The organism is Nocardiopsis akebiae (assembly GCF_018316795.1).
In the GTDB taxonomy this organism is placed as follows: domain Bacteria; phylum Actinomycetota; class Actinomycetes; order Streptosporangiales; family Streptosporangiaceae; genus Nocardiopsis; species Nocardiopsis dassonvillei.
On record NZ_CP074132.1, the window covers coordinates 3,089,266 to 3,114,549 of the forward strand.

Here is a 25,284-nt window from a genome sequence, read left to right on the forward strand (position 1 = left end):
GGCACGGCACACCGTGTCCCGCAGTACCAAAAAGGAGGAGGGGCGATGATCCTCATCGTCGTCAAGTTCCGGGTCAAGCCCGAGGTCGGAGACGGGTTCCTGGACGCGGTCGCAGACTTCACCGCGGCCACCCGCGCCGAGCCGGGCAACCTGTGGTTCGAGTGGTCCCGCAGCGTCGAGCGCGAGAACGAGTTCGTGCTTATCGAGGCGTTCAAGGACGGCGCCGCCGAGGCGCACGTCAACAGCGATCACTTCCGCGACGGGCTGGCCGCCATGAAGCCGCTGCTCACCGAGACCCCGCTCATCGTCAGCCGGGTCGTGGAGGGCGAGGGATGGGACCGGATGGGCGAGCTCACCATCGACGCCTGACCGGTTTCCGGTCTCCTCTATGTAGTGTTCCGGCCCCGGGCGATCGCTCGGGGCCCTTCTCGTGTCTCCACGTTTTCCACAGGTGGGAATTGGGGCTGGTCGTGGGTGGTGCGGTGATGGTTTCCTGGAAACAGGGGGGATCCCACCCAGTGAGCGTTTCGGCGTGCCCTGAAACATCCCGCGTCCCGTGCCCCGCGCCCCATGCCCCGCAGTTCACAGGCCAGCAGGAATAAATAAGCGAGGGGCAGGGAGAGGCCGTCCACAGGTTTCTCCCCTACGCGTTTCTTGGCGGGGGTTTTGGCGGCAACGAAAGCGCGCCAGCTACCGCGAAAGGGCACGGACGGCGGGGAACGGCCGGGGCCGGGTGGGGGGTGTGGGCGACCGGCGAAAACCGGCACCAAAGGCAGGAGCGACCACCGGAGGGCGACCAACGCCCAGGTGTAGGGATGGTCGGGCTCTGCTGCGTCGGCACCAACGGCAAGCGGACCCTCCGGCCTCGGGCAACGATCCCGGCACCTGCGGCCGGGCAGCTAACGGCATCCAAGGCCAAGGTGCCATTTTGGCTGCGCCTTTTCGGGCAGCTTTTAGTTCGACCCAATTGCAACCCATGAAGCAAAATAGGCCTCCAGAAAGAAAGGAGGAAATCGAGGTTGTGAACAGTGGAGGAAAGGGCGGGTGCTGGCCTATAATAAGAAGTATGGAGATGATGATCGCAGCGCCCGAGGCGGCTCCCGGGGGATGTTCCCCGGCCGTGGCCGCGCTGGCCGGTGCGCGCGAGATCATCGACCGGGCGTTGAACACCGAGGTCCCGCCCGGGGCGGACGAGGCGGCCGCTGAGGAGATCGCGGCGCTGTGGGCCCAACTGGACCAGATCCGGTATCGGGCTCTGGCGCGGATGGCGCGTTTGTACGCGCGTGGTGCGGTGGCCCGCTACAGCGGTTACTCCACGTTGGACAAGTGGCTGGTGCACCACGCCGCGCTGCCCACCGCTCAGGCCAAGGATTTGGCGCGTCTGGCCCAGCACGTGCACGAGGAAACCCTGCCCGCCACGGTGGAAGCGGTGGAGAAGGGCCGGGTGGTGTTGGGTGAGGCGGTGGTGATCGCCAAGGCCACCGACAAAGCCGTCCAGGCCCGTGACGAGGACCATTTCCCCGACGAGGGGGAGTACCGGCAGGGGTTCGAGTCGGCGCTGGTGGCGGCCAAGGCGGAGCGGCCCGCGTTGTCGGTCAACCAGCTCCAGTCGGTGGCCCGCCAGGTCGCCTACCGTTTGGACCCCCACCGCCTGGACCGCGACCACGAGGCGGCTCATGCCGCACGCGGCCTGACGGTCCATGACACGTTCCAGGGCAGCTACCAGTTGCAGGCCTGGGGCGGATCCGGGGACGCGTTGATCGTGCGCGCGGCCATCGACACCTTCACCACCCCACCTTCGGAGGAGGACACGCGCAGTCGTTCGCAGCGTGAGCACGACGCGCTCATCGCGGCGCTGCGTTTCGCCACCACCCACACCGGATGTGACAACACTCCCGCCCCGCTGGCGCAGATCCGCATCGTCGTACCCGTACAGACCTACCTGGACGACCAGGGTCAGGAAGTTCCGGCGCTGGACGAGCACGGCCGGGTGATCCCGGTCGGGCTGGTGCACGAGTTGGCCGCCGATTCTGAGGTGGTGCGGATGCTCACCGCCCCACCCACCGGCCAGGTGCTGGACGTGGGGCCCGGTCGACGCCTGGCCTCAGCCCGGCAACGGGCGGCCGCCTTCCACGGGCACACCACCTGCGCCCACCCGCAAGGGTGTGAGGTGCCGGTGGCGTTGTGCCAGGCCGACCACGTGCGGTCGTTCTCCCGGGGCGGGCGCACGGTGGTGGCCAATCTGCAACCGTTGTGCGGGCCGCACAACCGGGCCAAGTACCAACGCGAACTACGCACACACCAGCAGAGGAAACGGCACCATCCGCCCGACAGGATTCCGGTTCCACCGCCCCGGGAATGACCCCCGGGTCGTGCCGGTCCCCGGCATGCCCGCGCCCGACAGGCGGCCCGGGCCCCGCGCCCACCCTCGAACCCCCACCGTTGGACGCCCTCCCACGCCACTTCGCGGCAGCGGACGCCACCATAAGCAGGCCTCCACCGTTCATGGACTCGGCCTTGCGAGTGGCTGGCACCGTGGAGTTGGCGCTGTGGGATTAGTGCTGTAGGCCTGGCGCGGTCCGGCCCAGACCCGGAGCCGGACAGGGTCGGGCGCCCGACCCGCTCCGGGTCTGCCTGGGTGGGGCGTGTCACACTCGTGGGGTGACCGAGCCCGAAGTTCCCCCCGGAGGCGGCGTCCTGCCGACCCGCCCGATCCTCGGCGGTTTCCACCCCGACCCCACGGTGTGCCGCGTCGGCGACGTGTTCTACCTGGCGTGTTCGAGCTTCGAGTACGCACCGGGGGTCCCCCTGTTCCGGTCGCGGGACCTTCTTTCCTGGGAGCGGGTCGGCGCGGTGATGGACCGGCCCTCCCAGCTGGTGCTGTCCGGCGCGGCGCCGTCCTCGGGCGTCTACGCCCCGACCCTGCGCCACCACGACGGCACCTTCTTCCTGGTGACCACCAACGTCTCCGACGGACCCGGGCACCTGCTGATGACGGCGACCGACCCCGCCGGTCCGTGGTCCGACCCGGTGCGGATCCGCGGCGCGGGCGGCATCGACCCGGACCTGGCCTGGGACGGGGACGGCAGGTGCCTGCTCACCTGGTCCGACGGCGGCATCCGCCAGGCCGTCCTGGACCCGGCCACCGGCCAACTGCTGTCCGAACCGCGTCCGCTGTGGAGCGGCACCGGGGGCAGGGACCCCGAGGGCCCGCACCTGTACCGTGTCGGGCGGTGGTGGTACCTGCTGGTCGCCGAGGGCGGCACCGGCCCCGGGCACGCGGTGGCGGTCGCCCGGGGGCCCTCGCCGGAGGGCCCGTTCGAGGCCTGTCCGCACAACCCCCTGCTGACCGCCAGGGGGACGCCGGGCCCGGTGCAGAGCACCGGCCACGCCGACCTGGTCCAGCGGCCCGACGGGTCGTGGGCGGCGGTGTTCCTGGGGGTGCGACCCTCGGGCTCCTTCCCCGGCTGGCACGTGCTGGGCAGGGAGACCTTCGCCGCCGACGTCGCCTGGCGCGAGGGCTGGCCCACGGTGATCGGACCGGTCGAGCCCGCGGCGCCGCCGCGAGTGCGCGCCTCACTGGGGGAGGGGACGCTCGGCCCCGACTGGGTCGGTGCCGGGGTCTTCCCCGACCGGGCGCTGCGGTGGTCGGGGGACCGGTGGCGGATGTCGCCTCCCGGGGAGGAGAGGGTGTTCGTCGGCCGCCGCCAGGAGCACACGAACATGACCGTCCGGGCCGGGATCGACGTGGACGGGGACGCGGGCGCCTTGGAGGTCCGCGTCGATCCCGCCCACCGGTTCGCCCTGGAGGTCGGGGGCGGTCGGGTGCGCGCCGTCGCTCGGATCGGACCGCTCACCACCGTGCTGGGGGAGGCGCCCGCGTCCGCCGACACGGTGCTCGAACTGCGGGTTGAGCCCTCGACGGCGCCCGAGTACAGCCGTGAACGGGGACCGGACGTGGTCGTCGCCGCGGTCCGCGCCCCCGAAGGCGTCACCGAGCTGGCCCGGATCGACGGACGCTACCTGTCGACCGAGGTCGCGGGCGGGTTCACCGGCCGTATGGTCGGGGTGAGCTGCGGCCCGGGCGGGACCGGGGTGCGTTTCGTGGAGTACCTCGGCGGCGCCTGAACGCGCCGGGTACCCTCGGCGCGCGTCCGCCCGGGGGCGTGGGGCCGTGGCCCCACGCCCCCGGCCGATCGGGGTTCAGACTCCGACGACCCCCTGCGCGGCCCGGTAGAACAGGGCGACGGTCACCGCGCCGGGGTCCGGGCTGCCCAGGGCGGCCTCGCCCACGTAGCTGGTGCGCCCCCGGCGGCCGAGCAGTTCGCTGGTGCCGTCCGCGCCCTCCCGCGCGGCCTCCGCGGCCGCCCGCAGCCCGGCGTGCAGCCCCGCGCCGCTGTCCACCGCCCCGGCCAGCGCCTCCGAGGCCGGGGCGACGGCGTCGACCATGGTGCGGTCCCCGACCTCGGCCGATCCCAGCCGGTGCAGGGTCGCCCACCCGTTCGCGGTGGCCTCGGCGACCATCGCCAGGGTGAACGCCTCCGCGCCCGCGCCCGCCTTGCCGAACTCGCGGAACCACATGCCGAACAGCGGACCGCTGGTGCCGCCGCTGTGGCCCAGGAAGGTCTCCGCCATCACCTCGAAGGGCTGTCCGGCCGACCCCGTGGCGGCGGTGTCGGCCAAGGCCTCGCGCGTGCGGCGCAGCGCGGTGGTCATGTTGACGCCGAAGTCGCCGTCGCCGCTGCGGCGGTCCAGGTCGGTGAGGCGCGCGCCCTCCTCCTCGACCGCGCCGATGAAGGCCTGCACCCACCGCTCGACGTCGGAGGGACTGAGCTGCTCTGCCATGCCGGTGCTCCCGTTCGGACTGTGCTGGGACGGACGTTCTACCAGGTGAGCGCGGGTGTGGCGGCCGGAGCGTCCCACAGCTCCAGCACCTCGTCGTCGGCCGCCGTCAGGGTGACCGAGCAGCCCGCCATGTCCAGGGAGGTCACGTAGGACCCCACGAGGGAGCGGGCGACCTCTATCCCGGCGTCGTCCAGGACGCGCCGCGCCTCGCGGAACACCCCGTACAGCTCCAGGTCGTGTGTGGCGCCCAGGCCGTTGACGATGGCGATGACCCGGTCCCCGCGCCCCAGGCCCAGCGCCTCCACCAGCGGCGAGACCATCGGGGGCACCAGCTCGCGGGAGGGGCCGAAGGCCCGCCGCTGTCGGGCCCGCTCGCCGTGGATGCCCACGCCGAACTCCACCTCGTCCGCGGGCAGTTCGAACGAGGGCCGCGACTCGCCCGGGTGGGCGCCCGCGGCCAGCGCCACGGACAGGGTGCGGCTGCGCTCGGCCACCCGGCGCCCGACCGCGGCCAGCTCCGCCAGGTCGGCGCCGCGCTCGGCCGCGGCGCCGCAGACCTTCTCCACCGCCACGACCGCCGCCGTGCCGCGGCGTCCCGGGCCACCGCCGTCGCCGGTGTCGGTGGCCAAGTCGTCGTCGACCAGGACGATCTCGCTGCGCACGCCCGCGTCGGCCAGCAGCTCACCGGCGATGCGGAAGTTGAGCACGTCACCGGTGTAGTTCTTGACCACGTGCAGGACACCCCGGCCGGTGTCGGCCGCCTGCGAGGCCGCCCGGATCTGCACGGCGGTGGGGGAGGCGAAGACGGCCCCCGGCACGGCGGCGTCGAGCATACCGGTGCCCACGAAGCCCACGTGCAGGGGTTCGTGGCCCGAGCCGCCGCCGGAGACCACCGCGACCTTGTCCGCGGCCGGGCGGGCGCGCACGACGTAGGCGGGGTCGGCGTTGAGGCGCACGTGCCGCGGCCAGGCCGCGGCGAACCCCTCCAGCGCCTCGGACACCACGTCGCCCGGCTCGTTGATGAACTGTCTTCGCATCGGCACGCTCCGTAGTCATCGCTGCGGCCCCCTGCGGCGCCGTATGCGACATAGCCGTGCGCCGCCCCGCCCAAACGTCCCCGGCCGCGCTGTTCTCGGTCCGGTGTCCGCATCAGCGCTTCCCGGACGTTGTATGCGTGTTATGGGCACGTTGGTGCTGAACTCTTGCTTTTCCTTGCGTAAAGCGCGCAGTATGTCCCTGTTCACATGCGCGAAACGAGCAGGAGTGGTCATGCGTCACCAGGGGCTGCTGGACGCCGTCACCGACGGCGTGCAGAGGGTCGAGGACCTGGCGCGGGAACTCGGCATCAGCCCCTCCACCGTGCGGCGCGGGCTGGGCGAACTGGAGAGGGCCGGAAAGGTGGTCCGCACCCATGGCGGCGCGGTCCCCGCGCCCGCGGGCGCCGAACTGTCCTGGACCCAGAAGAGCCTGCGCAACGCCCCCGCCAAGCGGCGCATCGCCGACCACGCCGCCGCGCTGGTCGAGGACGACCACGTCGTCCTGCTGGACGCCGGGAGCACCACCACCTTCGTGGCCGAGCGCCTGGCCCGGCGCTCGGGACCCACCGTGGTCACCTCCGGCCTCGGCCCCATGGCGGCGCTGCACGACGCCGAGGGCGTCGAACTCGTCGTCGTCGGCGGGCGCGTGCGGCGCAGGCGCGGCTCCATCGTCGGCGACTACGCGCACGGCGTGCTGGACCGCATCACCCCGCACATCGCCTTCATCGGCGCCGACGGGCTCCTGCCCGGCCGGGGGCTCAACTGCCCCAGCCCCGAGATCGCCGCCGCCAAGGAACTCCAGATGCGCAGCGCCCGGCGGATCTTCGTGGTCGCCGACTCCACCAAGGTCGGCTCCGGCCCCCACCCGTACTGGGCGGTCGTCCCGGGACCCTACGGCCTGATCACCGACGACGGGATCGGAGCCCGCGAGCGCGAGGCCCTCGACGCCGATCCCGCCTGCACCCCCCACGTCGTCGCGGTCGACGCGGGCACGCGACCGCTATGACCCCCTGAAAGGCACCTGGTATGGAAGTACAGCTCCTCGCGGCACTGCTCCTGGGCGTGGCCACCGTCATCGCCCTCATCCTGTGGTCCCGGCTGGACGCGTTCGTCGGACTGCTCGCCGGGGCCCTGGTCACCGGCGTGGTCGCGGGGGTCCCCGCCGCCGAACTGGTGGAGCACCTGACCACCGGCTTCGGCAACACCCTCGCCGGGATCGGCGTCGTCATCGCCCTGGGCGTGATGATCGGCACCGTCCTGGAACGCAGCGGCGGCGCCGACGCCCTGGCCAAGGCCTTCGTCCGCATGGCCGGGAAGGGCCGCGAGGACGTGGCGATGACCGCCACCGGCGCGGTCGTGTCCGTCCCGGTGTTCTGCGACTCCGGTTTCGTCATCCTGCACCCGCTCGCCCGCTCCCTGGCCAGGCGCTACGGCAGGCCGCTGGTCGTGATGAGCCTGGCCCTGGCGGGCGGGCTGTCCATCACCCACCACCTGGTCCCGCCCACGCCCGGCCCGCTCGCCGCCGTCGGTCTCCTCGGCGCCGACCTGGGCACCACCGTCCTGCTCGGCGGGGCCATGTCGATCCTGCTCATCCCCGTCGTGGTGGCCTACGCGCGCTTCACGGGACCCCGCCTGGAGGCGAGCGTGGAGTCGGGTCTGGTCCCCGAGAACGCCGCCGCGGGCGGGCCGGGCGCGGCCACCCGCAGGGGCGACGGGACCGGCGCCGCCGCCCCGGCAGCCGGACGCGACATCAGCCAGGAGCCCCCGGACCCGGGCGTGAGCGCGTTGACCGCCTCCGTCCCGCTGCTGCTGCCCCTGCTGCTCATCGTGGGCAACACCCTCACCGGCGCGCTCGCCGAGGGCAGCGCGGTCGCCGGCGTCTTCGCCTTCCTCGGCAACCCCGCCATCGCCCTGATCATCGGGCTGGTCATCGCCGTCTACACGCTGCCGCCCCGGGGGACCGGGCGCCGGGAGGTCGTCTCCTGGCTCACCGCGGCCGCCGCCTCGGCCGGGATGATCGTGTTCATCACCGGCGCCGGAGGGGCCTTCGGCGAGGTCCTGCGCGCCTCCGGCGTGGGCGACGCGCTGGCCGAAGCCGTCTCCGGCTGGCCCGTGCCGATGTTCCTGCTGCCGTTCGTGATCGCCACCTTCGTCCGGCTGGCCCAGGGCTCGGGCACCGTCGCCATCATCACCTCCGCCACCCTCAGCGCCCCGATCGTGGCGGCGACGGGGATCAACCCGGCGCTCGCCGTGGCCTCCGCGTGCGCCGGCTCCTTCGTCTTCTCATACGTCAGCGACTCCTACTTCTGGGTCGTGACCCGGTTCACCGGCCTGTCCGGCGGTGCCGCCATGAAGATGTGGAGCGGGATGACCACCGTGCTGTGGCTGGCCAGCCTGCCGCTGCTGTGCGTCGCCGCCCTGGTCCTGGGATAGGGGCAGGCCCGTGGCGCAGATCCTCGTCCTGTCCGACGACCTCACCGGAGCCAACGCCACCGGCGCGCGCTTCGCCCAGACCGGCATGCGCGTGGCCTCGGTGGACGCCGGGCACGCCCACCACGCGGCCCCGGCCTACGACGCGGTCGTGGCCAACCTGGACAGCCGCCACCTGCCCGCCCCCGAGGCCGCCGGGCTCGTCACCGCCACCGTGGACCGGCTCTGGCCGGTGGACCTGGTGGTCAAGCGCACCGACACCACCCTGCGCGGCAACGTCGGCGCCGAGCTGGAGGCCGCCTGGCGGGCGGTGCGCGAGCGCACGCCGACCGGAGCCCGCGTCCGCGTGCTCTTCGCGCCCGCCCACCCCGCCTCCGGGCGGATCACCGTCGACGGCGTCCAACTGCTCGACGGGGTCCCCCTGGAACGCACCCAGCTGGCCCTGGACCCGCTGAACCCGGTCCGCACCAGCGTGGTGGCCGACCTCGTCGCCGAGCAGAGCGCCCTGGCCGTGCGGCACCTGTCCCTTGGCCGGGTCACCCGCGCCGACCTCGTCGGGGAGCTGCTCGCGGGCGACGAACCCGTCGTGCTGTGCGACGCCGTGACCGAGGACCACCTGGCCGACATCGCCCGGGCGGCGGCCGCGGCCTCCCTCCGGGACGGCACCGTCTGGGTGGCCGCCGACCCCGGCCCGTTCGGGGCGCTGCTCGCCCGCGAGCTGGGGCTGCGCGGCACCGCGCCCGACCCCGGGCCGGTCCTGGCGGTGGTGGGCAGCGCGACCGAGCTGACCCGGCGCCAGCTCGACACCGTCGCCGAGGACCCCTCGACGGAGTTCGTCGACGTCGACGCCCGGCGCTTCACGTCCGACCCCGGGCACCGCGACGAGGTCGCGCGACTCCTGGCCGGGGCCCTGGCCAGGACCTCCTTCCCCGCCGCCGTGGTCGTGCGCACCCGCGCCTCGGCCGAGGACGTCGTGCGCCTTCCGGCCGAGGCGCGCCGCGCCATGCCCGGCATGCTGGCCGCGCTGGTCGCCGGGGCCGTCGCCCGTGCCCGGCCCAGCGCGCTGTTCTCCAGCGGCGGCGACGTCACCTCCGCACTGCTCGCCGCCCTGGACGTGCGCGCCCTGGACGTGGGCGGCGAACTCGTCCCGCTGGCCGTGCACGGCCGTTTGGACGGCGGGCCGCTGGAGGGCACCCCGATCATCACCAAGGGCGGGCTGGTCGGGGACCAGGACACCATCGCGCGCTGCCTGGCGCGGCTGCGCGACACGGTCAACGACAGGCTGCGCGGGGTGTCCGCGCGGATCCCGAGCGGAGGAGGACAAGAAGATGACTGAACGCCCGACCCTGGCCGTCACCGTCGGAGACCCCGTCGGCATCGGCCCCGAGATCACCGTGCGCACCCTGGCCGAGGTGGGCGCCACGGCCCCCGCGCGCGGGGTGGTCGTCGCCGACCCCGCCGTGCTGAGCCGCGCGGCCGCCGTCCTGGACCTGGACGTGCGGGTGCGGGCCCTGTCCTCCTGGGACCTGCCGCCGGAGCAGGACGGGGTGATCGACTGCCTCGACATCGACGCGCTCGGCGGCACCGAACTGGAGTGGGGCGTGGTCGACGCGCGCGCCGGCGCCGCCGCGGTCCGCGCGATCGAGGTGGCCACGCGGGGGGCGATGGAGCGGCGGGTCGACGGGATCGTCACCGGGCCCGTCAACAAGGAGGCCATCTGGGCCTCGGGCAGCCGCCATCTCGGCCACACCGAGATGCTGGGCGAGCTGACCGGGGTCACCCGCCAGAACACCATGTTCGTGGTGCGCGGCAAGAAGGTCTTCTTCGCCACCCGGCACGTCTCGTTGCGCGGCGCGCTGGACATGATCAACGAGGAGCAGCAGGTGGGGGCGATCACCGAGGCGCTCACCGCGCTGCGCGTGTTCGGCCACGACGAACCCACCCTGGCGGTGGCGGCGATCAACCCGCACGGCGGGGAGAACGGCGCCTTCGGAGACGAGGAGATCCGGCACCTGTCCCCGGCGGTGGAGCGCACGCGCGCCTCGGGCGCGAACGTGGTCGGGCCGGTCCCGGCGGACTCGGTCTTCCACCGCCTGCTGACCGGCCACTACGACGGGGTGCTCTCGCAGTACCACGACCAGGGCCACATCGCGGCCAAGACCTTCGACTTCGACGGGACGGTCTCGGTGACGGTGGGCCTGCCGATCCTGCGCACGTCGGTGGACCACGGCACCGCCTTCGACATCGCGGGCCGGGGGAAGGCCGACCACGGCACCATGCGCTCGGCCTTCCTGCACGGGGCCGACTTCGCGCGCTTCGCCGACCGCATCCGCGCCGAGTACGGGAACTGACCGCGGGCGGGGGCGCCGCGGGCCGCGTCCGGAGCGGCCCCGGTCCCGCTCAGGTCCACCCGTCGTCCGTCCGCGTGTGGGGCACGGACGGACGGCGCGGCGGCTTCTTCGACGACGAGGGCGCCGTCCCCCGGTGACCCCCGGCCGGACGGCGGGCCGGTCAGGCGCCCAGGCCCGACATCAGGTCGGCGAAGGGGACCGGCTCCTCGTAGGGGTCCGCGGCGGCGGGGGAGCGGTCCGAGGCCAGCGCCGCGAGCTGGCGTCCGGCGCGCTCGACGCGCCGGGTGAGCTCGCGGCCGCCGCCCTCGCCCGAGCCCCAGTCCTCCGAGGCCGCGTACACGCCGGTGGGCGCGACCACCGAGCGGGTGTGGGCGAACATCGGCCGCAGTGCGTGCTCCAGCACCAGTGAGTGGCGCGGGCTGCCGCCGGTCGCGCCGATCAGCACCGGCATGCCGTCCAGGTCCTCGGGGTCGACCACGTCGAAGAAGGACTTGAACAGGCCGCTGTAGGAGGCGTTGAACACCGGGGTCACCGCGATGATCCCGTCCGCTCCGGCGACGTCGTCCAGCACACCGCGCAGCTCGCCGGTGGGCACCCGGGTGGTCATCGCGTTCACGATGTCGTGCGCCACCTCGCGCAGCTCCACGGTGCGGGTGCGGACCTCGTCGCCGCGCTCGCGCAGGGACGCCTCGGCGGCGGCGGTCAGCCGGTCGGCGAGCAGACGGGTCGAGGACGGCGTGCTCATCCCCGCCGAGACGGTCACCAGTGTACGGGTCGCCATCTGTCCCCCTAGTAAAAAGCTTCTTGAGAAGTAGTTTCGCGATGAAACTACCAGAGGAACGGTGCGTCCGGCCCGGCTATTCCCGGAGGGCCGCCGCGGGGCGAAGGGTGGGCGTGCGCGGTCCGGCCGGGGGTTGGCCGAGGTGGCGCCGCACTGTCGAACGCTGTTCTTTACGGGGTGTTTACATGTGAAGCCGTGGTGGTTATTCTCATGGGAGCGCTCCCGAATGACCTGGATCACATGCGATCCGGGTTGCGCAAGGGGGAGCGTGAGTGTCCGCATCCCCGACCCATCCCATCCCGCCCTCCGCGCTCCTGTTTTGGGAGCGCTCCCAAGCATGGGGTCACCCCCCGCGTCGCCACACCCTCCCCGGAGGACGACGTGCCCCGCGCACCACCCGCACCACCCTCCAAACCATTCGGATTCCACGCATCAGTCGGCGGCCCCGCGCCCCGACACTCTCGTCCCTCTGGCACCACCCCCCAACCATGAGGAAAAGCAAGAGATGAGCAGAATCCTGCGCGCTCCGGACAGACGTCCGGGCGCACGGCGCGGCCTCGCCGCGACATCGGCCCTGATCGTCGGCGCCGCGCTGGCCACGGCCGTGCCCGCCCCCGCCAGTGCCGCGGCCGGTTGCGAGGTCGACTACCAACTCAACGACTGGGGCTCCGGCTTCACCGCGAGCGTGGAGATCACCAACCTCGGCGACGCGCTCAACGGCTGGACCCTGGAATGGGACTTCGCCGGAAACCAGCAGGTCACCAACTCCTGGAACGGCACCGTCACCCAGAGCGGACAGAGCGTCTCGGCCACCGACGCCGGGTACAACGGCGCGATCGCCACGGACGGCACGGCCACCTTCGGCTTCCAGGCCACCTACTCGGGCGCCAACGCCGTCCCCGCCGAGTTCTCCCTGAACGGTGTGGCCTGTGAGGGCCTGGTCGACCCCGGACCCGACCCGGACCCCGATCCGGACCCCGATCCCGATCCGGACCCGGACCCCGGTACGGGTGAGCGGGTGGACAACCCGTACGTGGGCGCTGACGTCTACGTCAACCCGATCTGGTCGGCCAACGCCGCCGCCGAGCCCGGCGGGGACGCCGTGGCCGACGAGCCCACCGGGGTGTGGCTGGACCGCATCAGCGCCATCGAGGGCAATGACAGCCCCACCACCGGCAGCATGGGCCTGCGCGACCACCTGGACGAGGCCCTGGCTCAGGCCGACGGTGAGCCCCTGGTCTTCCAGGTGGTCATCTACAACCTGCCCGGCCGCGACTGCTCCGCGCTGGCCTCCAACGGCGAGCTGGGCCCCGACGAGATCGACCGGTACAAGAACGACTACATCGACCCCATCGCCGAGATCCTGGCCGACTACCAGGACACCGAGCTGCGGATCGTGACCACGGTCGAGATCGACTCGCTGCCCAACCTGGTCACCAACGTCTCCCCGCGCGAGACCGCGACCGAGAACTGCGACGAGATGCTGGCCAACGGCAACTACGTGGAGGGGGTGGGCTACGCGCTGGCGCAGTTGGGCGCGATCGCCAACGTCTACAACTACGTGGACGCCGGCCACCACGGGTGGATCGGCTGGCAGGACAACTTCACCGCGTCGGCGGCGCTGTTCTACGAGGCGGCCAACGCCGCCGGGGCCAGCCCCGGCGACGTGCACGGGTTCATCGCCAACACCGCGAACTACTCGGCGCTGGTGGAGGAGAACTTCTCCATCGACCAGACGGTGGCGGGCACGCCGGTGCGCCAGTCGGACTGGGTGGACTGGAACCAGTTCACCGATGAGTTGTCCTACGCCCAGGCGCTGCGTGAGGAGCTGGTGGGCCAGGGCTTCGATTCCGGGATCGGGATGCTCATCGACACCTCCCGCAACGGGTGGGGCGGACCGGACCGGCCGGACGGGCCGGGGCCGAGCACGGACGTGAACGCCTACGTGGACGGGGGCCGCTACGACCGCCGCATCCAGTCCGGGAACTGGTGCAACCAGTCCGGGGCCGGGTTGGGCGAGCGCCCCAGACCGCTCCGGAGGCGGGGATCGACGCCTACGTGTGGATGAAGCCCCCGGGTGAGTCCGACGGGTCGAGTGAGTTGATCGACAACGACGAGGGCAAGGGTTTCGACCGGATGTGCGACCCGACCTATGAGGGCAACCCGCGCAACGGCTACAACATGAGCGGCGCGCTGCCCGACGCGCCGGTCTCGGGTCACTGGTTCTCCGCGCAGTTCCAGGAGCTGTTGGCCAACGCCTACCCGCCCGTCCAGTAGGACCGGCGGCCGCCCGCCGGCGCGGTGAGTACGAGGGGTGCCCGTCCTCCACGGGCGGGCACCTCCGCTCCGCGCTGCGTCCCGAGGCTCCCCGGGGCGGTCCGGCCCGCCCCGGGGCCCCGGGAACTTAACGAGCAGTCACCACGGTTGCACCCGTTGTCTCCGTGTGTCGTGGGTGTTAACTTCGCCCCACGATGCCTGGGAGCGCTCCCGCAAGGTGTGCGCAAAACAGGCGTCCGAATTCCGGAAAACCACCGGACGCGCACCGGCCCGACCCGGGCAACGAGCCGCAGATCACAGCGACGTACCCGGCTCCCTCCCCCCCGCACCCGCACTCCGACCCCGCCGCCTCCCCCCTCGGAGAGTTCCGCCCCGGCGCCGCCCTCCGGCGCTGGGGACCGCGGAGGGGAACGGAGAACCTGTCCGAGGAGGACACGTGACCACCCCCCGTCCCGGCCCGCGCCGCCCGGCGCGCTGGCGCAGACCCGCGCCCGCGCTCCTCGGCGCGGTGCTCTTAGCCGCCCTCCTACCGGCCGCCCCCGCACAGGCCGCACCGATTTGCTCCGTCGACTACCAGCTCAACGACTGGGGCTCGGGTTTCACGGCCGAGGTCTCGGTCACCAACGAGGCCGACTCCGTCTCCGACTGGACGCTGGGCTGGGAGTTCTCCGGCAACCAGCGCATCAGCAACAGCTGGAGCGCGCAGGTCTCCCAGAGCGGCAGCTCCGTGACCGCCAGCGGCCCCTCCTGGGCGCCCGGCCTCGCCTCCGGCCAGACCGCCACGTTCGGCTTCCAGGCCACCTACAGCGGTACCAACGAGGTACCCGCCGACTTCACCCTCAACGGCCTGGACTGCGCGGGCGAGGACGAGGAACCCGAGCCCGAGGACCCGACCCTGGTCGTGGACCCCGACTCGGTCACCCTGGAGCCCGGCGGTGAGGCCGCCTTCGACGTGGCCCTGTCCGAGGCGCCCGCCGAGGACGTGGCAGTCAGCGTGGAGCGCACCTCCGGCAGCTCGACCCTGTCGGTGGCCTCGGGGGCCTCGCTGGCCTTCGGCGAAGCCGACTGGGACACCCCGCAGGAGGTGACGGTCGCCTCCTCCGGCGACGGCTCGGGCGACCCCGCCCGGGCCGAGTTCACCGTCTCCGCCGAGGGCTACGACCCCGTGGTCGTCACCGCGCGCGAACTCTCCGGCGCCTCCAACGCCTACGAGGAGGAGTTCCTCGCCCAGTACGACAAGATCAAGGACCCCGACAGCGGCTACTTCCGCGAGTTCGACGGCCTCCTCGTGCCGTACCACTCGGTGGAGACCCTGATCGTGGAGGCGCCCGACCACGGCCACGCCACCACCTCCGAGGCCTACAGCTACTACCTGTGGCTGGAGGCGACCTACGGCAGGATCACCGGCGACTGGGGGCCCTTCAACTCCGCGTGGGAGTCCATGGAGGCCTTCATCATCCCGGGCACGGCCGACCAGCCCACGAACGGCTCCTACGACCCGTCGGCCCCGGCCACCTACATCCCCGAGTCGCTCGACCCGAGCGACTACCCGATGCCGCTGGACGACTCGGTCGAGTCGGGGCAGGACCCGCTCGCCCAGGAGCTGAGCAGCACCTACGGCACCGACGAGGTCTACGGCATGCACTGGCTGCTGGACGTGGACAACACCTACGGCTACGGGTTCTGCGGCGACGGCACCGACGAGGCGCCCGCCTACGTCAACACCTTCCAGCGCGGCTCCAACGAGTCGGTCTGGGAGACCGTGCCGCACCCGTCCTGCGAGACCTTCCAGCACGGCGGCGAGAACGGGTTCCTCGACCTGTTCACCGACGACGACGACTACTCCGAACAGTGGCGCTACACCAACGCCCCCGACGCCGACGCGCGCGCCGTGCAGGTGGCCTACCTGGCGCACGAGTGGGCCTCGGAACAGGGCAACGAGGGCGCGATCGCCGAGAACGTCTCCAACGCGGCGATGATGGGCGACTACCTGCGCTACGCCATGTTCGACAAGTACTTCAAGGAGATCGGCGACTGCGTCGACCCCCAGTCCTGCCCGCCCGGATCGGGCAAGGACTCCGCGCACTACCTCATGGCCTGGTACTACTCCTGGGGCGGCGCGCTGGAGAGCGCCCAGTACCCCTGGGCCTGGCGCATCGGCGGATCCTCCGCCCACCAGGGCTACCAGAACGTGATGGCGGCCTACGCGCTCTCGGAGGTGTCCGCGCTCCAGCCTGAGTCGGCCACCGGCACCGAGGACTGGGGCACCAGCCTCGACCGGCAGTTGGAGTTCCTGGAGTGGCTCCAGTCCTCCGACGGCGCCATCGCGGGCGGGGCGACCAACAGCTGGGAGGGCGCCTACACCCAGCCTCCCTCGGGCACGCCCACCTTCTACGGCATGTTCTACGACGAGAAGCCCGTCTGGCACGACCCGCCGTCCAACCGGTGGTTCGGTTTCCAGGTCTGGGACATGGAGCGGGTGGCCGAGTACCACCGCATCACCGGCGACGAGCGCGCGGGGGACATCCTGGACGACTGGGTGCCCTGGGCGATCGCCAACACCACCGTCGGTGAGAACGGCGAGTTCGCCATCCCCGCCGACATGGAGTGGAGCGGCCGGCCCGACACCTGGACGGGCGAGTCCACGGGCAATCCCGACCTGAGCGTGGAGGTCGTCTCGCACGGGCAGGACGTCGGCATCGCCGCGGGCCTGGCCAAGACCCTCATGCACTACGCCGCCGCCACCGGTGACGCCGACTCCCGGGCGACGGCCGAGGGCCTGCTCGACGCCCTCCTGGCCAACCAGGACGACCTGGGCGTCGCCGTTCCCGAGACGCGGGCCGACTACGCCCGCTTCGACGACGAGTTCGGTGCCCCCGACGGCGGCCTCTACATCCCCGAGGGATGGACCGGCCAGATGCCCAACGGGGACCCGGTCGACTCCGACTCCACGTTCCTGTCCATCCGGTCCTTCTACGAGGACGACCCGAACTGGCCCCAGGTCGAGGAGTACCTCAACGGGGGGCCGGTGCCCGAGTTCACCTACCACCGCTTCTGGGCGCAGGTGGACGTGGCCACAGCCCTCGCCACCCACGGCGAGTTGTTCGGCGACGGCGCCTGACCGGCCGTAGCCGCACGGGGCGGGCGCCGTCGGCGCCCGCCCCCGACCCCCACAGAAGAAAGGAACACCATGTCGCTCACGAAGGGGCGAAGACGGCTCCGGGGAGGGGTCGCCGCCGCGGTCGCCCTGGCCCTCAGCCTGGTCACGGGCGGACTGACCGCCGCCGCCCACGCCGAGGACACCGCGCTCACGGCGCAGGAGGCGGCCCGGGCCCAGCAGGCCACCCTGCGCGAACTCGCCGACCAGCGCGGGCTGCGCATGGGCACCGCGGTCGCGCCGCAGCACCTGAACCAGGCGGCCTACGCGCAGACCGCCGCGACCGAGTTCAACTCCGTCACCCACGAGAACGACCTCAAGTGGGAGACCGTCCAGCCCCAGCCCGGGCAGTTCAACTGGACCAACGCCGACCGCATCGTGGACTTCGCCCAGCAGAACGACCAGCTGGTCCACGGCCACACGCTGGTGTGGCACAGCCAGCTGCCCTCCTGGGTGAGGGACGGCAGCTTCAGCCGGGACCAGCTGCTGGACGTCATGGACACCCACATCAGCACCACAGTGGGACGCTACCGCGACGACATCGCCACTTGGGACGTGGTCAACGAGCCGATCGGGGACAACGCCCAGTTCCGCGACTCGGTCTTCTACCGGACGTTGGGGGAGGACTTCATCGCGGAGGCCTTCCGGATGGCCGACCGGGCCGACCCCGACGCGCGCCTGTTCATCAACGACTACAACATCGACGGGATCAACGCCAAGAGCGACGCCTACTACGACCTGGTCCGGGACCTGCTGGCACAGGGCGTGCCGATCGACGGCATCGGCTTCCAGGGCCACCTCATCGCTGGACAGATCCCCTCCAGCATCCAGCAGAACATCCAGCGCTTCGCGGACCTGGGCCTGGAGGTGATGATCACCGAGCTGGACATCCGCATACAGCTGCCGGTCACCCAGCAGAAGCTGGAGCAGCAGGGCAGGGACTACGAGCAGGTGGTCAACGCCTGCTACGCGGTCGACGAGTGCTCCGGCGTGATCGTCTGGGGCGTCACCGACGCCCACTCCTGGGTCCCCGGCACCTTCCCGGGCGAGGGCGCGGCGCTGCCCATCGACGACAACTACGATCCCAAGCCCGCCTACTGGTCGATCCACGAGGCGCTCGGCGGCGACCAGGGCCCCGGTCCCGACCCGGACCCGGACCCGACCGACCCTCCGTCGGGTGAGTGTGAGGCGGTGTACTCGGTGACGAACCAGTGGCAGGGGGGTTTCCAGGCGCAGGTGACGGTGACGGCGGGCGCGGCTCTGTCGGGGTGGACCGTGGAGTGGACCTTCGGTAGCGGTGAGAGCGTCTCGCACGCCTGGAACGCTTCGGTGTCGGGCAGTGGCGGGAGCGTGACCGCGACGAACGCGGGTTACAACGGCGCGCTCGCGGCGGGGCAGTCGACCTCGTTCGGGTTCGTCGGCAACTCCAGCGGAGGTGTCTCCACGCCCGAACTCACGTGCAGAGGCTCCTGACCGGCGACCGACCCCGTCCGCGGGGCAGTACCGGAACCGAACGACGCTGACGCGACCGCCCCGGAACAGGCCGCGCCTGTGTCAGGACCGGGCGCCGGGGGACCGCAGCCGCCGTCCCCCGGCGCCCACCCGGTCCCCGCCCGCCAGGGCGGGACCCCGCAACACGACAACGTTGTCCGCCCCTCTGCCTGGAGCCCCCCATGGTCAAACGCCTGCTGATCGCCCTCGGGTCGGTCATCACCCTGGTGGCCGCACTGCTCGTGCACTCGCTGCCCGCGCACGCCGACACCGGCTTCCGCGTCAGCGACGGCCGCCTGGTCGACGCCGCCGGAAACGACTTCGTCATCCGCGGCGTCAGCCACGCCCACACCTGGTACGCCCAGGAGACCCAGTCGTTCGCCGACATCAAGTCCCTGGGCGCCAACACCGTCCGCGTCGTCCTCAGCAGCGGCCAGCGCTGGACGGAGAACACCGCCGCCGACGTGGCCAACGTCGTCGACGAGTGCAAGACCAACCGGCTGATCTGCGTTCTGGAGGTGCACGACACCACCGGTTACGGCGAGCAGGCCGGGGCCGCCACGCTCGACCAGGCCGTCGACTACTGGCTGCGCATCCAGGAGGCCGTCGAGGGCGAGGAGGACCACATCCTCGTCAACATCGGCAACGAGCCCTACGGCAACGACGCCGCGATCAACCAGAACTGGGCCGCCGACACCAGCGACGCCGTCAACCGCCTGCGCGACGCGGGCTTCGACCACACCCTGGTCGTGGACGCGCCGAACTGGGGCCAGGACTGGGCGGGCGTCATGCGCGAGGACGCCCAGTCGGTGTTCGACTCCGACCCGCACGCCAACACGGTCTTCTCCGTGCACATGTACGGCGTCTACCAGCAGGAGTCGACGGTCGTCTCCTACCTGGAGCACTTCGTCGACGCGGGCCTGCCGCTGATCGTCGGCGAGTTCGGCCACGACCACTCCGACGGCAACCCCGACGAGGACGCCATCATGTCCCACGCCGAGCGCCTGGGCCTGGGCTACATCGGCTGGTCCTGGAGCGGAAACGGCAGTCCCGTGGAGTACCTGGACATGGTGGAGGGCTTCGACGCCGACAGCCTGACCCCCTGGGGCGAGCGCATCTTCAACGGACCGAACGGCATCGCCGCCACCTCCGAGGAGGCCCCGGTCTACGGCGGCGGCCCCGACCCGACCGACCCGCCCACCGAGGAGCCCACCGACCCGCCCACCGAGGAGCCCACGGACCCTCCGTCGGGTGAGTGTGAGGCGGTGTACTCGGTGACGAACCAGTGGCAGGGGGGTTTCCAGGCGCAGGTGACGGTGACGGCGGGCGCGGCTCTGTCGGGGTGGACCGTGGAGTGGACCTTCGGTAGCGGTGAGAGCGTCTCGCACGCCTGGAACGCTTCGGTGTCGGGCAGTGGCGGGAGCGTGACCGCGACGAACGCGGGTTACAACGGCGCGCTCGCGGCGGGGCAGTCGACCTCGTTCGGGTTCGTCGGCAACTCCGGCGGCAGCGTTTCGACCCCCGAGCTGACGTGCAGCGGCTCCTGACCCGTCCGACCCGTCCGCCCCTTGTGAACCAGTGACCCGACACAACCGCTGATCCCGCTGAGGGAACAGACCACCCGCCCCGGCCGCACCGCCCCGGTGCGGCCGGGCACCCCCCACAGAGATTGGAGTGGCCCATGCGGTCACGCAGCACCCTCGCCATGGCCGTGGCGCTCGGCGGTCTCGCCGTCGGCACCACCGTCGTCGCGCTGCCCGACACGGCCCAGGCCCACGGCGCGTTCACCTACCCGGCCAGCCGCACCTACGCCTGCTTCCAGGACGCCACCGGCGGCAGCAGCGGCGGCGCGCTCCAGCCGACCAACGACGCCTGCGCCGACGCGCTGGCCGAGGGCGGCGACTACCCGTTCTGGAACTGGTTCGGCAACCTCATCGGCAACTCCGACGGGCGCCACCAGGAGTTCGTGGCCGACGGCGAGCTGTGCGGGCCCACCGACAGCTTCTCGGCCTTCAACGCGGCCCGCGCCGACTGGCCGACCACCGACCTGCCCGCCAACACGACGGTGGAGTTCCACCACAACGCCTGGGCCGCGCACCCGGGCACCTTCTACACCTACGTCACCGAGGACGGGTTCGACCCCGCCACCGACGCGCTGACCTGGGACTCCCTGGAACTCATCGACGAGGTCACCGACCCGCCGCTGCGCAGCGGCGGCGTCGCCGGGGCGGAGTACTACTGGGACGTGGACCTGCCCGACAAGGAGGGCCAGCACGTCATCTACGTCGTGTGGGAGCGCTCCGACAGCCCCGAGGCCTTCTACAACTGCTCCGACGTGGTCTTCGAAGGGGGAACGGGCGGCAACCCGGACCCCGAACCGGAGCCCGAGCCCGAGCCCGAGCCCGAACCGGAGCCGGAACCGGAGCCGGAGCCCACGGACCCGCCGACGGGCGAGTACTGCACGGCCGAGTACACGGTCCTCAACGAGTGGCAGGGCGGCTTCCAGGCCGAGGTCGAGGTCACCGCGGGGGAGAACGGGACCGACGGCTGGATGGTGGACTGGGTGTTCGCCAACGGCCAGGCGGTCAGCAGCGCCTGGAACGCCTCGCTCGTCAACCACGGCGCCCACTTCGAGGCCACGAACGCCGCGCACAACGGCTCGCTCGCGGCCGGAGAGAGCGCCAGTTTCGGGTTCACCGCCACCTCGGGGAACGTGAACATCGAGCCGAGGGTGTCCTGCCAGGAGCCGTGACCTGACCATCCCGGAGGGACCGTACCCCCCACATGAGGGCCGCACCGGCCCGCGCGGTCCCGGCGCCACGGTACCGAACACTGTTCGGTACCGTGGCGCCATGGACACCGCGAAGATCTACACCTCCTGCCAGGAGCGCATGCTCGCTCTCGCCGACGGTCTGAGCGCCGAGCAGCTCGCCGCGCCCGTCCCCGCCCTGCCCGCGTGGACCGTCCGGCAGACCTACGCCCACCTGGCCGGGCTCTGCGCCGACGTCCCCGCGGAGCGGGTCACACCCCCGGCCGACGACGCCGTCACCGCCCGCCAGGTGGCCGAGCGCGAGCACCTGGACATCGCCGAGCTCTGCGCGGCCTGGCGCGCGGACACCCCGGCGCTGCTGGAGGTCTTCGCCACCAGGACCCGGGCCCGCTACTCCCTGCCCGCGATCGACGTGTGGCACCACGAGAACGACGTCCGGGGCGCGCTGGGGATGCCCGCCCAGACCGGGCACGCCGACGAACTGGCCGCCTTCGTCCTGGGCGCGACGGCCCGCGCGTGGTCCTCCGAACTGCCCGGGGTGCGCGTGGCGGCCGCGGACACCGGCCAGGAGTGGGCCTTCGGCGAGCGGACCGACCTGGAGTGGTCGGCCACGGCCTTCGAACTGGTGCGCGCCGTGACCGGCCGCCGCAGCGCCGCCCAGATGCGCGCCATGGACTGGAGCGGGGACCCCTCCGGCGTCCTGTACCGCCTGTCGGCCTTCCCCCTCCCCGAGGCCGACCTGCGGGTCTGACCTCGGGCGGGCGAGGACGGCCGCGGTCGAGGGCCGGGACCGCCGGTCAGGGCCGGTACGGGATCCGGTCGAGCGCCCGCACCTCGCCCAGCGTGGACCACTCGTTGCGGCCCAGCCGCGCCAGCGGGCGCAGCAGGGTCGCCTCGGGGTGCCCGTCCACCAGTACCGACTCGTCCACGGCCGCCCGCACCACCCGGCCGAACACCACCGTCGAGTCGCCCAGGCCCACCGTCGAGTGCAGCACGCACTCCAGCGCCACCGGGGAGTCGGCCACCCGGGGCGGGCGCACCGACGCGCTGGGCTCGCGCCCGATCCCCAGTGCCTCGAACTCGCTCACCTCCGGCGGGTAGGAGGTGCCGCTGGCGTTGACCTGTTCCTGCATCGGCTCCGGGGCCAGGTTGACCACGAACTCGCCCGTCTCCTCCACGTTGCGCAGCGAGTCCTTGCGCCGCACCGAGGTGAACTGCACGATCGGCGGCTGGGTGCACGCGACGGTGAAGAAGGAGTGCGGCGCCAGGTTGTCCACGCCCGCCGCCGACGTGGTCGAGACCCACGCGATCGGGCGCGGCAGGATCACGGCCGTCATCAGCTGGTAGAACGCTCGTCCGGGCAGGTCTTGCGGTGTCCATTCGGTACGCATCGGCATCGATTATCCCGCCCGCGCGCGGGCGCGGCCACCGCCGCCCCGCGCCCGCGCGTCCGGCTTCAGGCGGTGCGGTCGAACTCCGCCTGCCGCGGCGCCCCGGCCCGGCGCCACTCCATGCGCGCCCAGGGCAGGCGCAGCTCGGAGGTGCCGGTGACGTCCAGCGGCTTGAGGTCCTCCACCGCCTCGGCCTCCCGGTGGCGGGCGAACACCGAATCGGTGTAGCGGTGGCCGGTGTCGGCGGCGACGAACACCACCGTCCGGCCGGGGGAGAGCCCGAGTTCCCATCGGGCGGCCAGGTAGGCGGCGCCGCTGGAGAGCCCCGCGAACACGGCGTGCCGCCGCAGCAGGTCGACCGTCCCGGCCAGGGCCGCGGTGAAACCGGTCCAGTGCACGGTGTCGTAGAGGGTGTGGTCGACGTTGCCGAAGGGGATGGCGCTGCCGATCCCCGCGATGATGATGTCCCGGTCGGGCACGCCGTCGCTGGCGAAGGTGACGCTGCCGAACGGCTGCACCCCCACAAGGCGGGTCCCCGGGTCGGCCTCGCGCAGGTAGGTGCCCAGCGCGCCGGTGGACACGCCCGTCCCCACACCGCCCACGAGCGTGAGGTCCGCGCCCGCCGTCTCCCTGCGGACCGTCTCGGCGACCTCGCGGTAGCCCAGGTAGTGCAGGGGGTCGTGGTACTGGCGCATCCAGTGGTGGTCCGGGTGGGCGGCCAGGACCTCCCGGACCCGGCGCACCCGGCGGCTCTGGTCCAGGCGCAGGTCGTCGCTGGGCTCCATCTGCTCCAGGCGCACGCCCAGGACCTCCAGCTGTACGCGCAGGGTGCGGTCCACGGTGGTGGAGCCGATGATGTGACATCGCAGCCCGTACCGGTGGCAGGCCAGCGCCAGCGCGTGCGCGTAGACGCCGCTGGAGCTGTCCACCACGGTGTCGCCGGGACGGACGGCGCCGGTCTCGACGAGGTGGCGGACGGCGGCCAGGGCCGAGAGGGCCTTGAGGGTCTCGAATCGCAGGCACAGCAGTCCCCCGCCCAGGTCGATGAGGTCGGGGCGGCCGATCGCTTCCGAGGCGTGCTCGTCCACGGTCGTTCTCCTTACTGGTGGCTGGGGCGGGCGCGCGCGTGCGCCGGAACGCGACGGTGCACGCGCGCGCCCGGGGAGGAGGGCGTGGTGTTCAGGCCGCCGGGGTCGCCCGGTAGCGGTAGAGCCGCGTTGGGTCGGCGCTGAACTGGGAGAAGGGGAAGGGCTCGGCGGAGACTCCGTCGACTCCGCGGCCGAGGAAGGCGCGCGCCACCGCGCTCGCGCTCTGGGCGTAGACGTACAGGGGGACGCCGCGTCCGCGGCACCGCTCCAGGAGCGGGTCGAAGGTGCCGTTGCCCAGGGTCATGCCGGTGGCCACGACGGCGTCGGCGGCGTCGACCACCTCCTCCATGGACTCCGATACGGGGTCGCCCCAGCGGGTGGTGCGCAGGTTGAGGTCGCAGGGCAGGCACTCGCCGCCGCGTTCGCGGATGGCGGCCACGAGGGGGTTGACGACGCCGATCAGCGCGATCCGCGCGCCCTCGGTGATGGGGACGAGGCCGGCGACGGCGGCGTCCCTGGCCTCCGCGCGCTGCTCGGGCGTCCCGGCGGGCAGGGTGACCGGCTCGGCCCGGGGGTCCTCGCGGTGCGGCGCGGTGTGGGCGAGGTAGGCGTCCAGGGCGGCCACCCGCAGGGGGAGGGGCCCCTGTGCGATCAGTTCGGCCAGCGGGGCGCCCGAGGCCTCGCGGCACAGCTCCGGCGCGATCTGCCCGTCCTCGAATGCGCAGGCCCCGAAGGCCCCGCCGACGCGCACGGCGACGTAGTGGTTGAGGTAGGTGGTGTCGCCCCCGGCCAGGCGGGTGCCGTGGTGGAGCCAGAAGACGCTGGTGGCCACGGTGCCGCCGACCCGGTCGGCGGTGTCGCCCAGGAGGTCGTCAAGGTTCATCTGCCGGCCTCCTGGAAGCGGAACAGGTAGGTCAGGACCCCGTCGCCCCAGTCGTGCCGGTGGTGCACCCCGGCCCGGAAGCCGGCGGCCTCCGCGTGCCCGACGACGCGGCGCAGGTCGGCGGTGTTGGAGGCGATGAGGAAGACCTCCGCGCCGGGGGCCAGGAGCGGGCGCTCGGCCAACTGCGTGAAGAACTTCTCCGTGATCGGCGCGCCCACGCACACGTTGCGCACGACGTCGGGGTCGGTGCTGACCGCCCGGCTGACCGCGGGCGGGTTGAAGGTGACCACGTCGAGCGCGGTCCCGTCCGGGAAGCCCTCGAACATGTCGCCGGTCACGGGGACCAGTTCGGTGTCGGTGCGGTCCCCGAGCAGGCGCGCGAAGTTGTCGGCGGCGGCCTCCACGCTGGGGGCGTGGACGTCGGCGGCGTGGACCCGGCGGGCGCCGCGGGCCCCCGCGGCGACGGCCTCCACGCCCAGGCCCACGCCCATGGCGGCGTAGCGCCGTCCGCGCACGTCGATGTCGTCGTCCAGGATGCGCTGGTGGATCATCCTGCTGGTCCCGCCGGGGAGGAAGACGCCGGGCGGCACCTCGAACCCCCAGCCGTTCCAGGTGTAGGAGCGGGTGGTGTGCAGGTCCCCTCGCGGCGGGTTGACGGCGAGGATCTGTTCGGCGGGAAGCGGCGGGGGCAGTTGGTCCACGAGGGAGCGGTCCACGGTCGTCCTTCCAAAGGGGATCGGGAGTAACACGGGACACCAACGGGGAGCGCCGGAATGTTCTGAG

The 25,284-nt window shown here is 72.5% G+C and carries 20 protein-coding genes and 1 pseudogene; 14 read left to right on the plus strand and 7 right to left on the minus strand.

Going from position 1 to position 25,284, the window contains the following annotated elements; genetic code table 11:
* Positions 1–45 precede the first annotated feature (45 nt).
* The 3 genes from KGD83_RS13230 (at position 46) to KGD83_RS13240 (ending at position 4,128) form a co-directional block, all read left to right on the plus strand.
* Positions 46–369: a putative quinol monooxygenase gene (locus KGD83_RS13230; protein WP_212644048.1), complete on the plus strand. Its 324-nt coding sequence runs from the start codon at positions 46–48 to the stop codon at positions 367–369.
* Positions 370–1,075: 706 nt separating this feature from the next.
* Complete coding sequence (locus KGD83_RS13235; protein ID WP_212644408.1) at positions 1,076–2,362, plus strand: HNH endonuclease signature motif containing protein; 1,287 nt, start codon at positions 1,076–1,078, stop codon at positions 2,360–2,362.
* 299 nt (positions 2,363–2,661) lie between these two features.
* Complete coding sequence (locus KGD83_RS13240) at positions 2,662–4,128, plus strand: glycoside hydrolase family 43 protein (RefSeq protein ID WP_212644049.1); 1,467 nt, start codon at positions 2,662–2,664, stop codon at positions 4,126–4,128.
* Between the two features lie 75 nt (positions 4,129–4,203).
* On the opposite strand, the gene KGD83_RS13245 is transcribed toward KGD83_RS13240, so the two are convergent.
* Positions 4,204–4,845, minus strand: a complete 642-nt coding sequence (locus tag KGD83_RS13245; RefSeq protein WP_212644050.1) for a DAK2 domain-containing protein — start codon at positions 4,843–4,845, stop codon at positions 4,204–4,206.
* A gap of 38 nt (positions 4,846–4,883) precedes the next feature.
* Positions 4,884–5,882, minus strand: a complete 999-nt coding sequence (locus KGD83_RS13250; RefSeq protein WP_212644051.1) for a dihydroxyacetone kinase subunit DhaK — start codon at positions 5,880–5,882, stop codon at positions 4,884–4,886.
* A gap of 232 nt (positions 5,883–6,114) precedes the next feature.
* On the opposite strand from KGD83_RS13250, the gene KGD83_RS13255 reads away from it, so the two are divergent.
* Genes KGD83_RS13255 through pdxA form a run of 4 tightly spaced genes read left to right on the plus strand, consistent with a single transcriptional unit; the run spans position 6,115 to position 10,663 of the window.
* Positions 6,115–6,888 (plus strand): DeoR/GlpR family DNA-binding transcription regulator, encoded by a 774-nt coding sequence (locus tag KGD83_RS13255; RefSeq protein WP_212644052.1) that lies wholly within the window; start codon positions 6,115–6,117, stop codon positions 6,886–6,888.
* A gap of 20 nt (positions 6,889–6,908) precedes the next feature.
* The gene (locus KGD83_RS13260) at positions 6,909–8,315 is read left to right on the plus strand and encodes a GntP family permease (RefSeq protein ID WP_212644053.1); all 1,407 of its coding nucleotides are present in this window, start codon (positions 6,909–6,911) and stop codon (positions 8,313–8,315) included.
* A gap of 10 nt (positions 8,316–8,325) precedes the next feature.
* The gene (locus KGD83_RS13265; protein ID WP_212644054.1) at positions 8,326–9,648 is read left to right on the plus strand and encodes a four-carbon acid sugar kinase family protein; all 1,323 of its coding nucleotides are present in this window, start codon (positions 8,326–8,328) and stop codon (positions 9,646–9,648) included.
* A complete protein-coding gene (gene pdxA, locus KGD83_RS13270; protein ID WP_212644055.1) occupies positions 9,641–10,663 on the plus strand; it encodes a 4-hydroxythreonine-4-phosphate dehydrogenase PdxA in 1,023 nt (340 codons plus the stop codon). Before KGD83_RS13265 ends, pdxA begins: the two co-directional genes overlap by 8 nt.
* Before the next feature lie 160 nt (positions 10,664–10,823).
* On the opposite strand, the gene KGD83_RS13275 is transcribed toward pdxA, so the two are convergent.
* Entirely contained in the window at positions 10,824–11,444 is a 621-nt protein-coding gene (locus KGD83_RS13275; protein ID WP_212644056.1) for an FMN reductase, read from the minus strand.
* Between the two features lie 505 nt (positions 11,445–11,949).
* Here KGD83_RS13275 and KGD83_RS13280 point away from each other — a divergent pair.
* The 7 genes and pseudogenes from KGD83_RS13280 to KGD83_RS13305 all read left to right on the plus strand — a co-directional run.
* Positions 11,950–13,499, plus strand: a pseudogene (locus KGD83_RS13280) (glycoside hydrolase family 6 protein); the annotation flags it as partial.
* Positions 13,500–13,502: 3 nt separating this feature from the next.
* A complete protein-coding gene (locus KGD83_RS29240; RefSeq protein ID WP_394358128.1) occupies positions 13,503–13,721 on the plus strand; it encodes a hypothetical protein in 219 nt (72 codons plus the stop codon).
* A gap of 436 nt (positions 13,722–14,157) precedes the next feature.
* Positions 14,158–16,842, plus strand: coding sequence for a glycoside hydrolase family 48 protein (locus tag KGD83_RS13285; RefSeq protein WP_212644057.1), 2,685 nt, complete (start codon positions 14,158–14,160; stop codon positions 16,840–16,842).
* Between the two features lie 69 nt (positions 16,843–16,911).
* Positions 16,912–18,351 carry an endo-1,4-beta-xylanase gene (locus KGD83_RS13290; RefSeq protein WP_212644058.1) on the plus strand — a complete coding sequence of 480 codons (1,440 nt, stop codon included), beginning with the start codon at positions 16,912–16,914 and terminating at the stop codon, positions 18,349–18,351.
* Between the two features lie 200 nt (positions 18,352–18,551).
* On the plus strand, positions 18,552–19,916 hold the full coding sequence (locus KGD83_RS13295; RefSeq protein WP_212644059.1) for a cellulase family glycosylhydrolase: 1,365 nt from the start codon (positions 18,552–18,554) through the stop codon (positions 19,914–19,916).
* Positions 19,917–20,050: 134 nt separating this feature from the next.
* Positions 20,051–21,121 carry a lytic polysaccharide monooxygenase auxiliary activity family 9 protein gene (locus KGD83_RS13300; protein WP_212644060.1) on the plus strand — a complete coding sequence of 357 codons (1,071 nt, stop codon included), beginning with the start codon at positions 20,051–20,053 and terminating at the stop codon, positions 21,119–21,121.
* 100 nt (positions 21,122–21,221) lie between these two features.
* On the plus strand, positions 21,222–21,890 hold the full coding sequence (locus tag KGD83_RS13305) for a maleylpyruvate isomerase family mycothiol-dependent enzyme (RefSeq protein WP_212644061.1): 669 nt from the start codon (positions 21,222–21,224) through the stop codon (positions 21,888–21,890).
* Between the two features lie 46 nt (positions 21,891–21,936).
* Here KGD83_RS13305 and KGD83_RS13310 read toward each other — a convergent pair whose 3' ends face one another.
* The 4 genes from KGD83_RS13310 to KGD83_RS13325 all read right to left on the minus strand — a co-directional run bounded on the left by KGD83_RS13310 (position 21,937) and on the right by KGD83_RS13325 (position 25,217).
* Positions 21,937–22,530 carry a flavin reductase family protein gene (locus tag KGD83_RS13310; protein WP_212644062.1) on the minus strand — a complete coding sequence of 198 codons (594 nt, stop codon included), beginning with the start codon at positions 22,528–22,530 and terminating at the stop codon, positions 21,937–21,939.
* Positions 22,531–22,595: 65 nt separating this feature from the next.
* Complete coding sequence (locus KGD83_RS13315; protein ID WP_212644063.1) at positions 22,596–23,618, minus strand: pyridoxal-phosphate dependent enzyme; 1,023 nt, start codon at positions 23,616–23,618, stop codon at positions 22,596–22,598.
* A gap of 91 nt (positions 23,619–23,709) precedes the next feature.
* Positions 23,710–24,501, minus strand: a complete 792-nt coding sequence (locus tag KGD83_RS13320; protein ID WP_212644064.1) for a Rossmann-like domain-containing protein — start codon at positions 24,499–24,501, stop codon at positions 23,710–23,712.
* Complete coding sequence (locus KGD83_RS13325; protein ID WP_212644065.1) at positions 24,498–25,217, minus strand: class I SAM-dependent methyltransferase; 720 nt, start codon at positions 25,215–25,217, stop codon at positions 24,498–24,500. The genes KGD83_RS13320 and KGD83_RS13325 overlap by 4 nt, the downstream gene beginning before the upstream one ends.
* Between the last annotated feature and the right edge of the window lie 67 nt (positions 25,218–25,284).